Origin of the sequence: Aeromonas sp. S12(2024), assembly GCF_041402305.1 — a bacterium.
Classification (GTDB): Bacteria; Pseudomonadota; Gammaproteobacteria; order Enterobacterales; family Aeromonadaceae; genus Aeromonas; species Aeromonas veronii.
Window position 1 is genome coordinate 17,706 of sequence record NZ_JBGLRB010000011.1, and the last position, 16,165, is coordinate 33,870.

The 16,165-nt window shown below is 59.8% G+C and carries 16 protein-coding genes and 3 tRNA genes; 5 read left to right on the plus strand and 14 right to left on the minus strand.

Translation table 11 applies throughout. The features are described 5' to 3' along the window. Positions 1-153 precede the first annotated feature (153 nt). From rplA to ACB035_RS11880, 8 genes are all read right to left on the minus strand, one after another. Entirely contained in the window at positions 154-855 is a 702-nt protein-coding gene (rplA, locus tag ACB035_RS11845; RefSeq protein WP_005339888.1) for a 50S ribosomal protein L1, read from the minus strand. A 4-nt stretch (positions 856-859) separates the two neighbouring features. After that, on the minus strand, positions 860-1,288 hold the full coding sequence (gene rplK / locus ACB035_RS11850) for a 50S ribosomal protein L11 (protein WP_005339887.1): 429 nt from the start codon (positions 1,286-1,288) through the stop codon (positions 860-862). A 134-nt stretch (positions 1,289-1,422) separates the two neighbouring features. After that, positions 1,423-1,974, minus strand: a complete 552-nt coding sequence (nusG, locus tag ACB035_RS11855) for a transcription termination/antitermination protein NusG (protein WP_005306318.1) — start codon at positions 1,972-1,974, stop codon at positions 1,423-1,425. Positions 1,975-1,983: 9 nt separating this feature from the next. After that, positions 1,984-2,355, minus strand: coding sequence for a preprotein translocase subunit SecE (gene secE / locus ACB035_RS11860; protein WP_005306322.1), 372 nt, complete (start codon positions 2,353-2,355; stop codon positions 1,984-1,986). A 60-nt stretch (positions 2,356-2,415) separates the two neighbouring features. Beyond that, positions 2,416-2,492 (minus strand) — tRNA-Trp (locus ACB035_RS11865). A 53-nt stretch (positions 2,493-2,545) separates the two neighbouring features. Further along, on the minus strand, positions 2,546-3,730 hold the full coding sequence (gene tuf, locus ACB035_RS11870) for an elongation factor Tu (RefSeq protein ID WP_005341825.1): 1,185 nt from the start codon (positions 3,728-3,730) through the stop codon (positions 2,546-2,548). 168 nt (positions 3,731-3,898) lie between these two features. Continuing rightward, positions 3,899-3,973, minus strand: a tRNA-Gly gene (locus ACB035_RS11875). Between the two features lie 38 nt (positions 3,974-4,011). Then, positions 4,012-4,096 (minus strand) — tRNA-Tyr (locus tag ACB035_RS11880). A 263-nt stretch (positions 4,097-4,359) separates the two neighbouring features. On the opposite strand from ACB035_RS11880, the gene coaA reads away from it, so the two are divergent. Beyond that, positions 4,360-5,298, plus strand: coding sequence for a type I pantothenate kinase (gene coaA / locus ACB035_RS11885; RefSeq protein ID WP_005339877.1), 939 nt, complete (start codon positions 4,360-4,362; stop codon positions 5,296-5,298). Between the two features lie 80 nt (positions 5,299-5,378). Here the strand turns inward: coaA and birA are convergent, their stop codons facing one another. Both birA and murB read right to left on the minus strand, forming a co-directional pair. After that, entirely contained in the window at positions 5,379-6,344 is a 966-nt protein-coding gene (gene birA / locus ACB035_RS11890) for a bifunctional biotin--[acetyl-CoA-carboxylase] ligase/biotin operon repressor BirA (protein ID WP_021231448.1), read from the minus strand. Then, a complete protein-coding gene (murB, locus tag ACB035_RS11895) occupies positions 6,341-7,378 on the minus strand; it encodes a UDP-N-acetylmuramate dehydrogenase (protein WP_335841927.1) in 1,038 nt (345 codons plus the stop codon). Before murB ends, birA begins: the two co-directional genes overlap by 4 nt. Before the next feature lie 127 nt (positions 7,379-7,505). Between murB and ACB035_RS11900 the strand changes: the two genes are divergently transcribed. Further along, the gene (locus ACB035_RS11900; protein ID WP_005339863.1) at positions 7,506-8,159 is read left to right on the plus strand and encodes a TrkA family potassium uptake protein; all 654 of its coding nucleotides are present in this window, start codon (positions 7,506-7,508) and stop codon (positions 8,157-8,159) included. Continuing rightward, on the plus strand, positions 8,156-9,511 hold the full coding sequence (locus ACB035_RS11905) for a TrkH family potassium uptake protein (RefSeq protein ID WP_005356363.1): 1,356 nt from the start codon (positions 8,156-8,158) through the stop codon (positions 9,509-9,511). Before ACB035_RS11900 ends, ACB035_RS11905 begins: the two co-directional genes overlap by 4 nt. A 41-nt stretch (positions 9,512-9,552) precedes the next feature. On the opposite strand, the gene ACB035_RS11910 is transcribed toward ACB035_RS11905, so the two are convergent. Then, entirely contained in the window at positions 9,553-10,383 is an 831-nt protein-coding gene (locus ACB035_RS11910; protein WP_368177411.1) for a cupin domain-containing protein, read from the minus strand. A 101-nt stretch (positions 10,384-10,484) separates the two neighbouring features. Between ACB035_RS11910 and ACB035_RS11915 the strand changes: the two genes are divergently transcribed. Both ACB035_RS11915 and ACB035_RS11920 read left to right on the plus strand, forming a co-directional pair. Next, positions 10,485-11,018: a carboxymuconolactone decarboxylase family protein gene (locus ACB035_RS11915; RefSeq protein ID WP_236301802.1), complete on the plus strand. Its 534-nt coding sequence runs from the start codon at positions 10,485-10,487 to the stop codon at positions 11,016-11,018. A 15-nt stretch (positions 11,019-11,033) separates the two neighbouring features. Beyond that, the gene (locus tag ACB035_RS11920) at positions 11,034-11,474 is read left to right on the plus strand and encodes a DUF417 family protein (RefSeq protein ID WP_005357613.1); all 441 of its coding nucleotides are present in this window, start codon (positions 11,034-11,036) and stop codon (positions 11,472-11,474) included. Positions 11,475-11,514: 40 nt separating this feature from the next. Here ACB035_RS11920 and ACB035_RS11925 read toward each other — a convergent pair whose 3' ends face one another. From ACB035_RS11925 to ACB035_RS11935, 3 genes are all read right to left on the minus strand, one after another. Beyond that, a complete protein-coding gene (locus ACB035_RS11925) occupies positions 11,515-13,488 on the minus strand; it encodes a DNA topoisomerase III (protein WP_371167349.1) in 1,974 nt (657 codons plus the stop codon). A gap of 68 nt (positions 13,489-13,556) precedes the next feature. Continuing rightward, positions 13,557-14,054 (minus strand): response regulator, encoded by a 498-nt coding sequence (locus ACB035_RS11930; protein ID WP_042054822.1) that lies wholly within the window; start codon positions 14,052-14,054, stop codon positions 13,557-13,559. Between the two features lie 55 nt (positions 14,055-14,109). Further along, positions 14,110-16,077, minus strand: coding sequence for an ATP-binding protein (locus ACB035_RS11935; protein ID WP_371167350.1), 1,968 nt, complete (start codon positions 16,075-16,077; stop codon positions 14,110-14,112). Between the last annotated feature and the right edge of the window lie 88 nt (positions 16,078-16,165).

Genomic DNA, 16,165 nt, shown 5'->3' on the forward strand with positions numbered 1-16,165 from the left:
AGAAAGAATCTTTCTCGCTGGGTTTCCGGCACCGTCTACGCAGGAAACATTAAGGCTTTGCAGCCTCCTGCGGTCTTGGACGGAGGTCGAAACCCCCAACCAATCAAGGCGCAAAATTATAGATTAAATTTTGCGCCTTGTAAAACCCATCAATTAGGCCTGAGCTTCCAGAGAAGCTTGGTCTACGGCAACACCGGCACCCATGGTGGTGGAGATGCTGACTTTCTTGATGAATTGACCTTTGGCGGAAGAGGGCTTGCCTTTTTTCAGGGCAACCAGCAGAGCTTCCAAGTTTTCTTTCAGCTGAACTTCGTTGAAAGAAACCTTACCCAGAGTGGTATGGATGATACCATTCTTGTCGTTACGGTAACGAACCTGACCAGCCTTGGCGTTCTTGACAGCTTCGGCAACGTTAGGAGTTACAGTACCAACTTTCGGGTTCGGCATCAGGCCGCGCGGGCCCAGGATTTGACCCAGTTGACCAACAACGCGCATGGCATCCGGGGATGCGATAACTACGTCGAAGTTCATCTCGCCTTTCTTAACCAGATCGGCCAGGTCATCCATACCTACCAGGTCAGCACCGGCAGCTTTAGCTGCTTCGGCGTTGGCACCTTGGGTAAATACGGCAACGCGTACATCACGACCGGTACCGTGCGGCAGTACAGTAGCACCACGTACGTTCTGGTCAGATTTACGAGCGTCGATACCCAGGTTGACAGCAACGTCAACGCTTTCAACGAACTTGGCGGTAGCCAGTTCTTTCAGCAGGGCAATGGCTTCGTTGATGGAGTACTCTTTGGTACCGTCAACTTTTTCGCGAATAACGCGCATACGCTTGGAAAGTTTAGCCATTGTCTTAATCCTCCACTACCAGACCCATGGAACGAGCGGAGCCTGCGATGCAACGTACTTTTGCATCCAGATCGGCACCAGTCATATCCGGCTCTTTGGTCTTGGCGATTTCTTGCAGCTGGGCAACGGTCACCTTACCAACCTTGTCTTTGTTCGGCTTGGAAGAACCAGACTTGATGCCAGCAGCTTTCTTCAGCAGGAAGGAAGCAGGCGGAGTCTTGGTTTCGAAGGTGAAGGAACGGTCGCTGTAAACGGTGATCACGACCGGAGTCGGTGAACCTTTTTCCAGCTTCTCTGTACGAGCGTTGAACGCCTTACAGAATTCCATGATGTTAACACCGTGTTGACCCAGTGCAGGACCAACGGGAGGAGACGGGTTGGCTGCACCAGCAGCAACCTGCAGCTTGATATAAGCTGTGACTTTCTTAGCCATTAGGAAAATACCTCAAAAATGGGTTCTAGCGCCTCGGAGACTTGCTCCTGCAAACGGCTCCCCAACTAATAAAGGGGCAGCGAATTATAGAGATATTCGCTGCCCCTGACAACCGTTAAACGTACAGAATTCAATCAGCCCTTTTCGACCTGACCAAAATCCAGTTCAACAGGAGTAGAACGACCGAAGATCAGTACAGAGACCTTCACGCGGCTCTTCTCATAATCGACCTCTTCAACGGTACCGTTGAAGTCGGCAAACGGACCATCGGCAACCCGCACCATTTCGCCCGGTTCAAACAGGGTTTTCGGACGCGGCTTGTCGTGGGCATCCTGCAGACGGTTCAGGATGGCATCGGCCTCTTTGTCGGAGATCGGTGCCGGACGGTCGGAAGTACCGCCAATGAAGCCCATTACACGCGGTACGTTACGCACCAGGTGCCATGTGGTTTCATCCATGATCATCTGGACCAGGACATAACCCGGGAAAAACTTGCGCTCACTCTTGCGCTTCTGGCCAGCACGCATCTCGACCACTTCTTCGGTCGGGACCAGTACTTCACCGAACATGTCTTCCATGCCATGCATCTTGATATGCTCGCGCAGGGACTTGGCTACACGGCCTTCATAGCCGGAAAAAGCCTGCACGACATACCATCTCATACGTTGTTCACGTTGTTCAGTCATGGCTTATCCTTACACACCGGTAATCAGGTTGACCAACCAGACCAAGGCACCGTCCAGAACGAACAGCAGCAGCCCCATCACGGCGGTCACCGCCAGCACAATCAGGGTTGTCTGAATGGCTTCCTGACGGGTCGGCCATACGACCTTGCGGACTTCCAGGCGAGACTCACGGGCGAATGCCAGTGTTGCCTTTCCCTTGGTGGTTTGCAGGGCTACTGCACCGGCAGCAGCAATGACAACGACCACACCCAGGGCGCGGACGGCAGCGACAACATCGTTGAGCAGGTAATTACCCACTACAGCGGCCGCCAGGATAATGAAAACCAGGCCCCAAAGCAGGGTATCCTTGCTTCCGCCCTGGCTCTCAGAACTAACACTCATACAACCCACCTGTATCTGACGTAACCAAAGACACAAAAGCCCCGTACGAGACGAGGTATATGGCAGGGGCGGCAGGACTCGAACCCGCAACCATCGGTTTTGGAGACCGCTGTTCTACCAATTCGAACTACGCCCCTACACAAGAAAGCCCCTATTATAGGGGCTTTGCTTTATTTATGTAAGCCAAAGATTAAGCGATAACTTTAGCTACAACACCAGCACCTACGGTACGGCCACCTTCACGGATAGCGAAACGCAGGCCGTCGTCCATCGCGATCGGCGCAATCAGGGTAACAACCATCTTGATGTTGTCGCCCGGCATTACCATCTCTACGCCTTCCGGCAGTTCGATGGTACCGGTCACGTCGGTAGTACGGAAGTAGAACTGCGGACGGTAGCCTTTGAAGAACGGGGTATGACGACCACCTTCTTCTTTGGACAGCACGTACACTTCAGATTCAAACTTGGTGTGCGGCTTGATGGTGCCCGGCTTGGCCAGTACCTGACCACGTTCAACTTCTTCACGCTTCACGCCACGCAGCAGGGCGCCGATGTTCTCGCCTGCACGACCTTCGTCCAGCAGCTTGCGGAACATTTCAACACCAGTACAGGTGGTAGAAACGGTATCTTTGATACCAACGATTTCTACGGTCTCACCTACTTTAACGATACCGCGCTCTACACGACCGGTAACTACAGTACCACGGCCAGCGATAGAGAATACGTCTTCGATCGGCATCAGGAACGGCTGGTCAATCGCGCGCTCCGGCTCCGGAATGTAGCTGTCCAGGTGGCCAGCCAGTTCCAGGATCTTCTCTTCCCACTGAGCTTCGCCTTCCAGCGCTTTCAGTGCAGAACCACGAACTACCGGCAGGTCATCACCCGGGAAGTCGTACTCGGACAGCAGTTCACGAACTTCCATCTCGACCAGTTCCAGCAGCTCTTCGTCATCTACCATGTCACACTTGTTCATGAACACGATGATGTACGGAACGCCTACCTGACGACCCAGCAGGATGTGCTCACGAGTCTGCGGCATCGGGCCGTCAGTCGCTGCTACTACCAGGATCGCGCCGTCCATCTGGGCAGCACCGGTGATCATGTTTTTAACGTAGTCGGCGTGACCCGGGCAATCTACGTGGGCGTAGTGACGGGTAGCGGTGTCGTATTCTACGTGGGAGGTGTTGATGGTGATACCACGCTCACGCTCTTCCGGTGCCTTGTCGATCTGGTCGAAGGCGAAAGCTTTACCACCGAAGTGCTTGGCCAGCACGTTGGTGATAGCTGCAGTCAGGGTGGTTTTACCGTGGTCAACGTGGCCGATGGTACCCACGTTAACGTGCGGTTTATTACGCTCAAATTTTTCTTTAGACATGATCGTCCCTCTAAACTAACGCTGAGTACGCGGTGGCAAGCTAACCACAGAACAGTTTATATGATGGATTTGAATCTGGTGGGAAAGAGAGAGGTACTGATGGCTGGTTCGCTTGCCGAACTCACCCTAGGGTGCGGCTCTGCTAACGCCTGAGCCATATCAGCATCTTGGAGCGGGCAGCGGGAATCGAACCCGCATCATCAGCTTGGAAGGCTGAGGTAATAGCCATTATACGATGCCCGCATTTCTCTAACCCAAAGAACTCAAACCGCAGAGAAATATGGTGGAGGGAGAAGGATTCGAACCTTCGAAGGCAGAGCCGTCAGATTTACAGTCTGATCCCTTTGGCCGCTCGGGAACCCCTCCAGACGCCAGATTGTCACAACGGTAATTCTGCTTGCACCCGTTGTGTTTATCGCTTTTGCACGGCAAATAGACGACAGACAGTCAAGCGTCGCGCATTTTATTGTAAGGTTTTGGGGGATGCAACCATTGAACCCGGCAAAATATGCTTTATTGCTGGGAAGTTTGCAAAAAAGCGGGGGCAAACAAGCCAATCCTGCTGCGTCCCTTGTCGCTCCCCCACCCTTGGTGTATGGTCGCCGTGCCCAAGAAACAGTGATGACACCATGACGACAGAGCATAACCCCTATCTGCAATTCACCCGCGAACAATGGGCGTTATTGCGCGATTCGGTCCCCCTGACCCTGACCGAACACGATCTGCAGACCCTGCGCGGGATCAACGAGAAGGTGTCATTGCGGGAAGTGGAAGAGATATATCTGCCTCTCTCCCGCCTGCTCAATCTCTATGTCAAAGCCAAACAGCGTCGCAGCCGGGTGCTGGAGCAGTTCCTCGGCCAGTCCCGTGGCAAGGGCACCTATATCATCAGCATTGCCGGCAGTGTGGCCGGGGGCAAAAGCACCACGGCCCGTATTTTGCAGGCCCTGCTGGAGCGCTGGCCGGAACACCCGCGGGTAGAACTGGTCACCACCGACGGCTTCCTCTATCCCAACAAGGTACTGGAAGAGCGCGGCCTGATGCGCCGCAAGGGGTTCCCGGAATCCTACGACATCCGCCATCTGGTGGAGTTTGTCGCCAACATCCGCGCTGGTCACGAGAAGGTCGAAGCGCCGGTTTACTCCCACCTTATCTACGACATCATTCCCGATGAGAAGAAGGTGGTGGAGCAGCCGGACATCCTGATCCTGGAAGGGCTCAATGTGCTGCAAAGCGGCATGGATTACCCTCAGGAGCCCCATCGGGTCTTCGTGTCGGACTTCGTCGACTTCTCCATCTATGTGGATGCCGATGCCGAACTGCTGCGTACCTGGTATATCGAACGCTTCCTGAAATTCCGCAGCGGCGCCTTCTCGGATCCCGACTCCTACTTCCATAACTACGCCAAGCTGGCGGAGAGTGAGGCGACCCAGATCGCCAGCAACATCTGGCAAGATATCAACTATCTGAATTTGCAAGAAAATATCCTGCCAACGCGTGAGCGAGCCAACCTGATCATGACCAAGGGCCATGAGCACGCCATCGAGCAGATCAAACTGCGCAAATGATGACAGCCATTGCCGGATAACGAAGAGGGGGCCCGCAGGCCCCCTCTTCTGTTTGGCATCATGAGCGGCCTTGCTGACCCTCAGTCGCCCCGGCGCAGGGAGAGCTCGCCGCCCAGATAGAATTTGATCCCCTCGCCTGTCTCCAGTCGCAGGGCGCCGCGATCGTCGATGCCACGAGCGATGCCGCGGATCTCCTGATCTCCCATCAGCAAGCGCACCGGACGGCCGGCAAAGTGATCAAGCCGATTCCACTCATCGACAAAGCTTGCCAGCCCCTGCTGCTCAAAGGTGTGCAGCGCCCGCTGCAAATGGACGATCATCCGGGCCGCCAGTTGATTGCGATCGACCAGCTCGGGATTGATGTGGCGCAGCTCGGCCCAGGCCTGATCAATCTTCTCACCTTCGCGGGCAGGCATCGCCAGATTGAGACCGATGCCGATCACCAGATGACAGCTGGCCCCGGCGCTACCGCTCATCTCCACCAGTATCCCCGCCAGTTTGCGGCCCTGATAGTAGAGGTCGTTCGGCCACTTGAGCTCGACCCCCTGATAGCCAAGGGACTCCAGCGCTTCAACCACTGCCACGCCGACCGCCAGACTCAGCCCCATGGCCGCCGCCATGCCTTGTTCGAGTCGCCAGTACATGCTGAGGATCAGCTGGCAACCAAACGGCGAAATCCAGGGTTTGCCACGACGACCGCGCCCGGCTGTCTGGCACTCGGCCAGACAGCTCTCGCCAGAGCGCAGCTCATTGACCCGATCCAGCAGGTGTTGGTTGGTCGAGCCAATGACCGGAAAACAGTGCACCGGCGCCATCGGGGCCAGTGCCTGCAAGGTAGCCTGATCATAGAGCGCCATCGGCACCGCCAGCCGGTAGCCCTTGCCGGTCAGGCTAAAGAGATCCAGCCCCAGCTCCTTGAGCGCCGCCATGTGTTTGCTCACCGCCGCCCGGCTGATGCCGAGCTGCTCACCCAGCTGTTCGCCGGAGTGAAACTGGCCGTCGCTAAGCAGAGTGATCAGGGTCTGTCTGATGGGAGTCAACGTCATGAGAGCACCTCGTCGAGCCAGGTTTCACCGTGCGCGCCCATAAAGCGCACCTCATGCTCCAGCACCACGCCAAACGTCTGCTCCACGCTGTCGCGGACATGAGCCGCCAGCGCGATCAGCTCCATGGCACTGGCGCCCCCCAGATTGACCAGCACCAGCGCCTGCTCCTGATGGACGGCGGCGCGGCCAATGGCGAAACCTTTCAGACCGCACTGATCGATGAGCCAGCCCGCCGCCAGCTTGGCCTGCCCTTCTCCAGCCGGATAGCAGGGCATCTGCGGGTAGCGCGACTTGAGCGACTCCGCCAGCGCGGCAGGCACCACCGGATTTTTGAAGAAGCTGCCCGCATTGCCGAGTACGGCGGGATCCGGCAACTTGGTCATGCGGGTGGCACAGACGGTATCGAAGATGGCCTGCGCCGAAGGCGCGTCACCGAGCGCCGCAAGTGGGCCATAGCCGAGCACAGGTTGCCACGCCTTGGGCAGTTTGAGCCCGACGGCGGTGATCAGGTGGGAATCCTGATACTCGTGTTTGAAGATGCTGTCGCGATAACCGAAGCGGCACTCTGCCGCCGCGATCCGCTCAATCTCGCCACTCTGCCAGTTGAACGCCTCGACATAGGAACAGAAGTCGGCCAGCTCAACGCCATAGGCACCGATGTTCTGCACCGGCGCGGCACCGACCGTACCGGGAATGAGCGCCAGATTCTCCAGCCCGAACCAGCCCTGTTGCAAGGTATGGCGCACCAGCTGATGCCAATCTTCACCGGCCGCCACATGGAGCAACCAGTGATCGCCACCATCTTCAGCGGTAATCCCCTTGAGCCGGTTGAGCACCACCAGACCGAGAAAATCGGTGGTGAAGAGCATGTTGCTGCCGCCGCCCAGATTGAGGCGCGGCAGCTGGTTGAACTGCGGATCGGCACGCAGGGTCGCCAGATCGGCAACCTGCTCCACCTCGGCCAGCCAGAGGCAGTACGCATCGAGGGCAAGGGTGTTGAGCTTCAACAAGGAGGCGTTGGCATTCAGTTTCATCGGTCTATCCCGGCTTGGTGCAAGGGCGCAGTCTACCTCAAGTTGCCCCATGACGAAAAACCCGAGCCCTTTTCGGGGGAATAGCAGTGGTTTAGAGTAGGCGACTTCAACTGCTGAGGAATAACTCATGAACAACCAGTTTGCCGTCATCGGCCTGGGCCTGTTTGGCAGCGCGCTGTGCGAAGAGCTGCAACGGCAAGATGCCGAAGTACTGGCCATCGATATCGACGAGAGCAAGACCCGGCAAATCGCCGCCCTCTGCAATCACGTTATCGTGGCGGATGCCACCGATGAGGCCACCGTGGCCGAGCTGGGACTGGCCAATTTCGATATCGTCTTCGTTGCCATCGGTGACAACCTGGAGACCAGCATCCTCACCACCCTCGTCTTGAAAGAGGCGGGTGTGAAAAAGGTGTGGGTCAAGGCGCGCGACAAGTTCCACGCCAAGATCCTGCAGAAAGTGGGCGCCGACAAGGTGATCAACCCGGAGTGGGACATGGGCCGCCGGGTCGCCCAGAGCATGCTGGACAACCGGCTGTTCGACTATCTGGAGCTGGGCCACGACATGGTGCTGACCGAGTTCGTGATCGGCCTGCAACAGAACGGCCGGGAACTGGGCGACTTCCACCTGCTGCAACAGAGCGATTTCCAGCTGCTCGCCATCAAGCGCGGTGATGTGCTGCACAACGTGCTGACCGGCAAGATGGAGCTGCAACTGGGCGACATCCTGATCCTGGCGGGCAACAAGCACGCCATCGACCACTGGCTCGAAACCCTATGATCAACTGGCGCAGCAGCTACGCCTTCGCCCTCCATCGGGAGCAGGACTCTCGCTGGAGCGAAGCCCGGCTGATCCTCGGCAGCTTTCTGATCATTCTGCTGATTGGCACCATCTTTCTGGTGCAACCCTCCAGCCACAATGGCGAGGTTACCTTCGTCAACGCCCTGTTTACCGCCACCTCGGCCATCAGCGTGACAGGTCTTGGCGTGGTGGATACAGGCACCGCCTTCACCCTGCAGGGGCAGATTTTTCTGTTGATGCTGATGGAGATCGGCGGTCTGGGCCAGATGACCATGACCCTGCTGCTGATCGCCATCTTCAGCAAGCGGGTCGGTCTGCGCCAACAGGTGCTGGCCAAGGAGGCGCTGGGACAGGAAGGCTCGGTCAACATCATTCAGCTGGTCAAACGGATCGTGCTGTTCGCCTTTATTGCCCAGCTGATCGGCACCGGCATCATGGCGATCCGCTGGGTGCCCGAGATGGGGTGGGTGCACGGCCTCTATGTCAGCTTCTTCCACGCAGTATCGGCCTTCAACAACGCCGGGTTTTCGCTGTTTGCCAACAACCTGATGGACTATAGGGACGACCCCATCATCAGCCTGACCATCGCCGGTCTGCTGATCCTGGGGGGGATCGGCTTTACCGTCATCGTCGATCTGGTGCGCAACCGCCGCTGGCGCAAGCTGAAGCTGCACAGCAAGCTGATGTTGCTGATGACCCCGGCGCTGCTGCTGGCCGGTACCCTGATGTTCTGGCTGCTGGAACACAACAACCCGGGCACCCTCGGCAAGGCCGGTATCGGTGGCCAGCTGCTGGCTGCCTTCTTCCAGTCTGCCAGTGCCCGTACCGCCGGTTTCAATACCATAGATATCGGGCTGATGACCCCGGCGGCGTTGCTGTTCCTGATGATGCTGATGTTTATCGGTGCCGGTGCCACCTCCACCGGTGGCGGTATCAAAGTCACCACCTTCGCCGTGGTGCTACTGGCGACCAAGGCGTTTCTGACCAAACGGCCCCATGTCACCGCTTTTGGCCGCACCCTGTCGCCCCAGATCGTGACCCGCTCGCTGGCCATCATTATCGTCAGCACCATGGTGCTGATGCTGGCGATGTTCCTGCTGATGGTGACCGAGGATCTGCCGTTCGACAAAATCATGTTCGAGACCATCTCGGCATTTGCCACCGTCGGCCTCTCCACCGGCATCACCGCCTCCCTGAGCGAGCCGGGCAAGCTGATCCTGGTGCTTGTGATGATCTGCGGCCGTCTCGGCCCCCTCACCCTGGCCTTTATGCTGGCCCGCCCGGTCGAGACCCGCATCCGTTATCCGGAAGAGAACGTCTATACCGGCTGACCAGCCATGAACACGGGGCAGCCACTGGCTGCCCCATTTTTTTATTCGGCTTGTTGCTGCGCCTTGAGCCAGCGCCCCGGGCTCACCCCCAGCTCCCGCTCGAATGCCCGACCAAAGGCAACACTGCTGCTGTACCCCGCCCCCAACGCCACCTGCACCATGGGCTCCCCCGCCAGCAGTTGCTGGCACGCTAGCGCCATGCGCCAGTGGGTCAGATAACCCAGCGGCGCTTGACCAACCCGCTCCTGAAACCTCGCGGCAAAGCGGGCCCGCGACATGCCGGCCTCCCGCGCCAGCGTGGCCACCGTCCAGGGTTCATCCCCACGCTGATGCATCACCGAGATCGCCTTGGCCAACTGGGGATCGGAAATGCCTGCCAGCATCCCCTGCTGACACACCCCTTGCTCGACCAGATGACGCAGCAGCAGGATCAACAGTACCTCCAGCAAGCGGGAGATCAGAGGATCCTGCCCGTAGCGGGGGTGAAATGCCTCGTCAAACAACTGGTTCAGCACCGGCGTCAGGGCAGGCAACTCACGTAGCGGCAGCACCAGCGAGCCCGGTAATGCCAGTTGCAACGGCGATGCGCCCCCCTTGCCGAATGCGACATTGGCGCACACCAAATCACAACCCCCCAGCGTTCTGGGTTCAAGCTTGTGGGGACGTCCCCGAGGGAACAGGATCAGGGTCGGCTCCTCGAGCAGCAAGCTGGCGCCCCCCTCTTCACGCAACATGACGGCGCCACTGCGCAGCAGATGAAGATGTCCGCCACTCGGGTAATCATCACTGGAGGAGTTCTGGCACAGGTTGCCGGCGAAGAAGATCTTGGCTTCGGGGGAGGCATGAACCAACAGGGCAGAGAGCGGATCCATATTTGAGACGAATAGTATTTAATTGCAGACGATGAGTGATAAACCGTATCACGAATGACGGCACACTGTCTCCCGTACCTTCACTACCACAGGAGAAGATCATGAGCCGTATCCAACCCGTATCCCAACCGCAACCCGCAGCTGCCCAGACCCTGGCCACCCTGCAACGCAATCTGGGCATGGTGCCCAACCTCTACGCCACCCTGGCCCACTCGCCAGCCCTGCTCAATGGCTTCCTGGGCTTTGCCGAGGCGCTTGGCAAGGGGCGTCTCACTGCCCCACAACGGGAGTTGCTGGCACTGGCCATAGGTCAAGCCAACGCCTGCCAATACTGTTTGTCTGCCCACACACTGCTCGCGGGCAAGGCCGGATTCTCGGCCCAGGAGATCCGGGCTGCCCGACTCGGCCAGGCCTCGGCTCCCCTTGATCACGCCCTGCTGCAACTGGCAACAGCGCTGGTCAGTCAGCGCGGGGTGATCAGTGACGAGCAGCTTGCTAGCGCCCGTGCCGCAGGCGTAGATGACGAGCTGCTGCTGGAGGTGCTCGGCCAGGTGGTGGTCAATACCCTGACCAACTATGGCAACCACCTGGCGGCGACCGAGATCGACTTCCCGCCCGTCACTCTGACCCCTTAAACAAGGCCCCCCCCCATGCAGCAACATGACAAAGGCTTTCTGGTCGCCCTGGCGGGCGTGGTATTGACCCTGCTCTGGATCGGCGTCTTCAAGTTTACCCCGACAGAGGCAGCCGCCATCAAACCACTGGTAGCCAGCCACCCCTTGATGAGCTGGCTCTATGGCCCCCTGTCGGAACAGAGCGTATCGAACCTGATCGGGGTGGTCGAGATAGTGATCGCCATCGGACTGGTCGTGGGTCTGTGGCAACCTCGCATCGGTTACTGGTGCAGCATGGGGGCTATCGTCACCTTCTTGGCGACGCTGAGCTTCCTGCTGACTCTGACAGGTGTCTGGAAGATGGTTGACGGCGTGCCAGTCACCGAGTTCTTCCTGTTCAAGGACCTGGTGTTTCTCGGTGTGGTTCTGCACTACCAGCACAGGATCCGTGCCAGCTTGTCCACTCAGGCAGCCTGACAACAATGCCTTTGGCGCCCGGGATGGGCGCCTTTTTTCGTTATGCAGCCCTGGTCTGGCGCTTGCTGGCCGTCTTGCGCGGTCGGGGCCCGCCAGTCGTGCTGGCCGCCGGACTCTTTCGCTTGGTAAAACGCCGCTTGCCGGCACCCGGCGCCTCCTTGGGCAGGGCGCTGAAGCTGGCGCCAGAGTCCTGCCGCGCCCCCTCGATCAGGCCGTAGAGCTGCTCGGTGAGCGGCCCCATAAACTGCTGGTAGCTGCCGTGACGCTCGGCGATCTGGCCTAGGCTCTGCTCCCATAGCGCCGTCATATCCGGCGTGGTGGCGGTGGCTGGCAACGCCTGCACCAGCGCCCGCCCGGTCGGGGTCGCCTTGATGCTCTTGCCCTGGCGCACCAGAAAGCGGCGCTTGAACAGCAGATCGATAATGCCCGCCCTGGTCGCTTCTGTGCCGAGACCGTCGGTATCGCGCAGGGTCTTGCGGATCTCGGGATCCTGCACATAACGGGCGATTCCGGTCATGGCCGCCAGCAGGGTGGCATCGGTGAATGACTTGGGCGGCTGGGTCATCTTTTCCTGCAGCTCGCCCCGCTCGCAGAGCAACTGCTCACCCTCCTTCAGCGCAGGTAGCGTGCCCGCCTTCTCTTCGTCGTCATCCTCTTCTACCCCGAGCAGCGCCTTCCAGCCCGCTTTGAGAATGCGCCGAGCCTTGGCCTGAAACAGACCACCGGCGATGCGCAGCAGCACCTTGCTGTCGTTGTATTCGAACGGGGGATAGAACTGCAGCAGATACTGGCGGGCAATCAGGCCATAGAGCTTCGCCTCGTCGGCCCCCAGCGTGGCGGGGTTGCCCTGCTTCTCGGTGGGGATGATGGCGTGGTGGGCATCCACCTTGCTATCGTTCCACGCCTTGCTGCGGATCTTGCCGTCTGCCTCGCTCACCGCCTTGGCCAGCACAGGCGCTGTGGCGGCGATGGCACCGCGCACCTGCTCGGCCCGCTTGAAATGGTCGGTCGGCAGATAGCGGCTGTCGGAGCGCGGATAGGTGATGAGCTTGTGACGCTCGTAGAGGCTTTGGCAAATGTCGAGCACCCGCTTGGCATCCATGCCGAAGCGCTTGGCGGCATCGATCTGCAGGCTGGAGAGGTTGTAGGGCAGCGGCGCCGCCTGCTTGCGGGCCTGCTCCTCCACCGATTCGACCTGAGCGGGCTGGCCGTTGATCCGGCTCACCACCTTGTCGGCCAGCGCCCGGTTGAGCACCCGCCCCTCCTCATCCTGCCATGGCAGACAGGCTTCCGATGGCAGCCACTTGGCGGTGAAACGCTCGTTGCTATCGGTCAACAGATGGGCCAGCACCTCGTAGAAGGGTTTGGGCACGAAGGCCTCGATCTCGAGATCCCGCCGCACCACCAGCCCCAGCAGCGGGGTCTGCACCCGGCCAACCGAGAGCAGCTCGCTGCAACCGGCCTTGCGCCCGAGCAGGGTATAGGCGCGGGTCATGTTGATGCCGTAGAGCCAGTCGGCCCGACTGCGGGCCAGTGCGGAAACCGCCAGCGGCACGAACTCCTTGTTATCCCGCAGTTTGTCGAGGGCGCGGCGCACCGCGGGCGGGTTGAGATCGCTGATGAGGCAGCGCTGCACCGGCTTGGTTTTCGGGTAGCCGAGAAAGTCGATCACCTCATCCACCAGCAACTGCCCTTCCCGATCCGGGTCACCGGCGTTGACCACGCAGTCCGCCTGCTTGATCAGCCGCTTGATGACGGTGAGCTGGGTTTTGGTCTTGGGCTTGGCCACCAGCTGCCACTGGGCGGGGATGATGGGGAGATGCTCCATCCGCCACTGCTTGAAGGCGGCGTCATAGGCATCGGGCTCGGCCTGCTCCAGCAGATGGCCGATGCACCAGGTGACCACATCCCCCTGGGCTGTTTCGATAAAACCGTCGCCCTTCTTGTGGGGCTTGGGCAGGGCATCGGCAATGGCGCGGCCCAGCGTGGGCTTCTCGGCGATAAAGAGTCGCATCGGTGGCTACCTGCAATACTGTATATGCAGACAGTATACAACCGCCGCCGCGAAAGCCCAACTGCCCCCTACTCGTCGAACGGGTGATCGTGGATGGCGGCAAACAGCCGCGCCTGATTGAGCAGCGGCGCGTAGTGGAAGGCATTTTCGCCATCTTCCGCCAGCAGGTAGTCGGTCAGCTGTTCGCGCACCGCCTCTTGCAAGGTCTCCAGCTTCCACGGCTTGGCAAGGTAGTAGTGCAACCCCCCGCGATTGACCGCTTCGACGGTGGCCTCCAGCCCCGCTTGTCCGGTCAGCAGCAATTTGCGGCTGGCGCGGGTGGTGGCACGCCGGTTCAGCTCCACCAGAAAATCTACCCCCAGGGTTCCCGGCATGATGTGGTCACAGAGGATCAGCGCCAGCTTGTTGCCGTCGCGCTCCCACTCCTCCACCACCGCACGCGCCTCATCAACGCTCTCGGCGGCTTCCAGCTCGAAGTGGGAACGGAACGGGGCGAGATCATGGATCACCGCATCCAGCACCTCCCGCTCATCGTCCACACACAGGATCAGATAGTGTTTGTTCATTGCTCCTCCTTGGCGACATGGTTTGGCACGCCGCGCGATTGATGCTGGCGACGGCTCAGGCCGCATGCTCCTTGTTGTGATCAGGTTCGCCCCCGTAACCGGCCTGCCCCATGCCGTCCAGCGGCAGACAGACCCGCATCCGGGTGTAACGGCCAGGTTCGGAGGCCACCTCGATCCGGCCGTGGTGCTGTTGCACTATCTGCAGCGAAACGCTCAGACCGATACCGAGGCCGAAATGGCCCTCCCGCTTGGTGGTGAAGTTGAGATCGAAGATCCGCTGCCACAGCTCGGGCTCGATGCCGCAACCGCTATCCTCTATCTCCACCATGACCCACTCGGGATCCTGCAACCCGGTGCGAATGGTGAGTCGCCCCGAGCCGCTCATGGCATCCAGACTGTTGGCGATCAGGTTGGTCCACACCTGTTGCAGGGCGATAGGGTGACAGCGCACCAGCGGCAACGGCTGGTACTCCTTGCAGAGCTCATGATGCTTGAGGCGGTTTTCGAAAATCATCAAGGTATCTTCCAGCCCCTCGTGCAGGTCCACCAGCGAGGGCTCGGCCCGATCCTGCCGGGCATACTGCTTGAGGCTCTTGACCAGATCGCCGATGCGGCGGGCGCACACCTCGATATTGCGCAGGAAGCTGCCGGTCTGCTGGAACAGCTCCAGCCGGGAGAGCAGCGCCTCCCGCTCAGCGGCGGTGCGGCTGGCAAACCAGCGCTGCCAGTTCAGCTCGTCATCCAGATTCATCTGCACCGCCAGCCGCGCCTGCTGACGATCGCCAAAGCGCCCCTCCGCCTGCCGGGTCTTGTCACGGATCTCGCTGGTCGAGACCGGCTGGGAAGAGAGCGCCTGACAGAGGGTCTGGTTGCCCAGCCCCTTGATGGAGGCAGGTAGTTCGAGATTGACCAGATCGGGGATGGCGGCCCGCAAGGTCTCGCTGCCACGGATAATGGCTGCCACCGGGTTGTTCAGCTCGTGGGCGACACCGGCCACCAGCTGACCCAGCATCGCCATCTTTTCGCTCTCCACCAGCTGGGCGTGAGCGGCGTCGAGGGAGTTGAGGGTCTGTTGCAGCCGCATCTCGGTGCGGATGCTGTTTTGCAGACGGCGATTGAAGTGGCGCAGCAGCAGGTTGGTAAAGGAGGGGAGCAGTTCGCTACGCGCCTGCATCACCCGGGAGAATTGCAGCTTGTCGAGCTTGATCACCTCGGCACCGGTCAGAGTCACGCCGGTGGTGAAGGCGGGTTCGCCGGTCACAAATGACATGCCCCCCACCAGCGAGCCGGTACGGTAGTGCACCACCTCCTGATCAATCCCCTGCTCGTCCCGCTTGCGCAGCACCACCTCCCCCTTGGCGATAAACCAGAGGAAGCTGTTGGGCTCCCCCTCGCGGGTCAGCACATGGCCCGGGCTGTAGTGGCGGCAGACCCGCTCCTCGTCATTGCCCTCGAAAAACTGGTAGAGGCCGTCGATCACCACCCGGGAGAGTTCTTCATCGCTGCAGTGGGTGTAATCCATAAAGCCCTGCCGATAGGCAGCCAACTGGCGATCGACGTGGGCTCGCAGCAGCTTCTGGTTGTCGAGCACGGCGGCATAGCTCAGCAGGTCCGCCTCGGGGCGCTGCAATACAAAGTGGCTCGCCTGCTCGATCACCGCCCGGCGCAGGCTGCCATCACGCCAGGGGCGTTGCAGGTAGTAGTCGAGACGACCGAGATTGACCGCCTCGATGATCGATTTCATCTCCGGCTGGCTGCCGAGCAGGATCTTGCGGCACGCCTCGTGACGGCTGCCAAGGCGGATCAGAAAATCGGCCCCTCGCCCATCCCCCAGCTCGCTGTCACACACCACCACGGCGGGTGGCTGCCCCTTGCGATCCAACTCGTCCAAGGCCGGCTCAGCCGACCCCTGACCGACCACCACCACCAACGCGAAATGGCCGAGCAGCGGAGCCAACTCCTGTTCGAATTCGGCCAGCAGTTGCACGTTGGCGGCGACACACAGCAGTGAGAAAGGGCTCATCAGCGACACTCCGTTGAGGCTCACTGCTCACTATATCAGCGAATCTTGTGGGGTTTTGCGAGGGGGCTAACAGCTGTCGCGGAAAGTG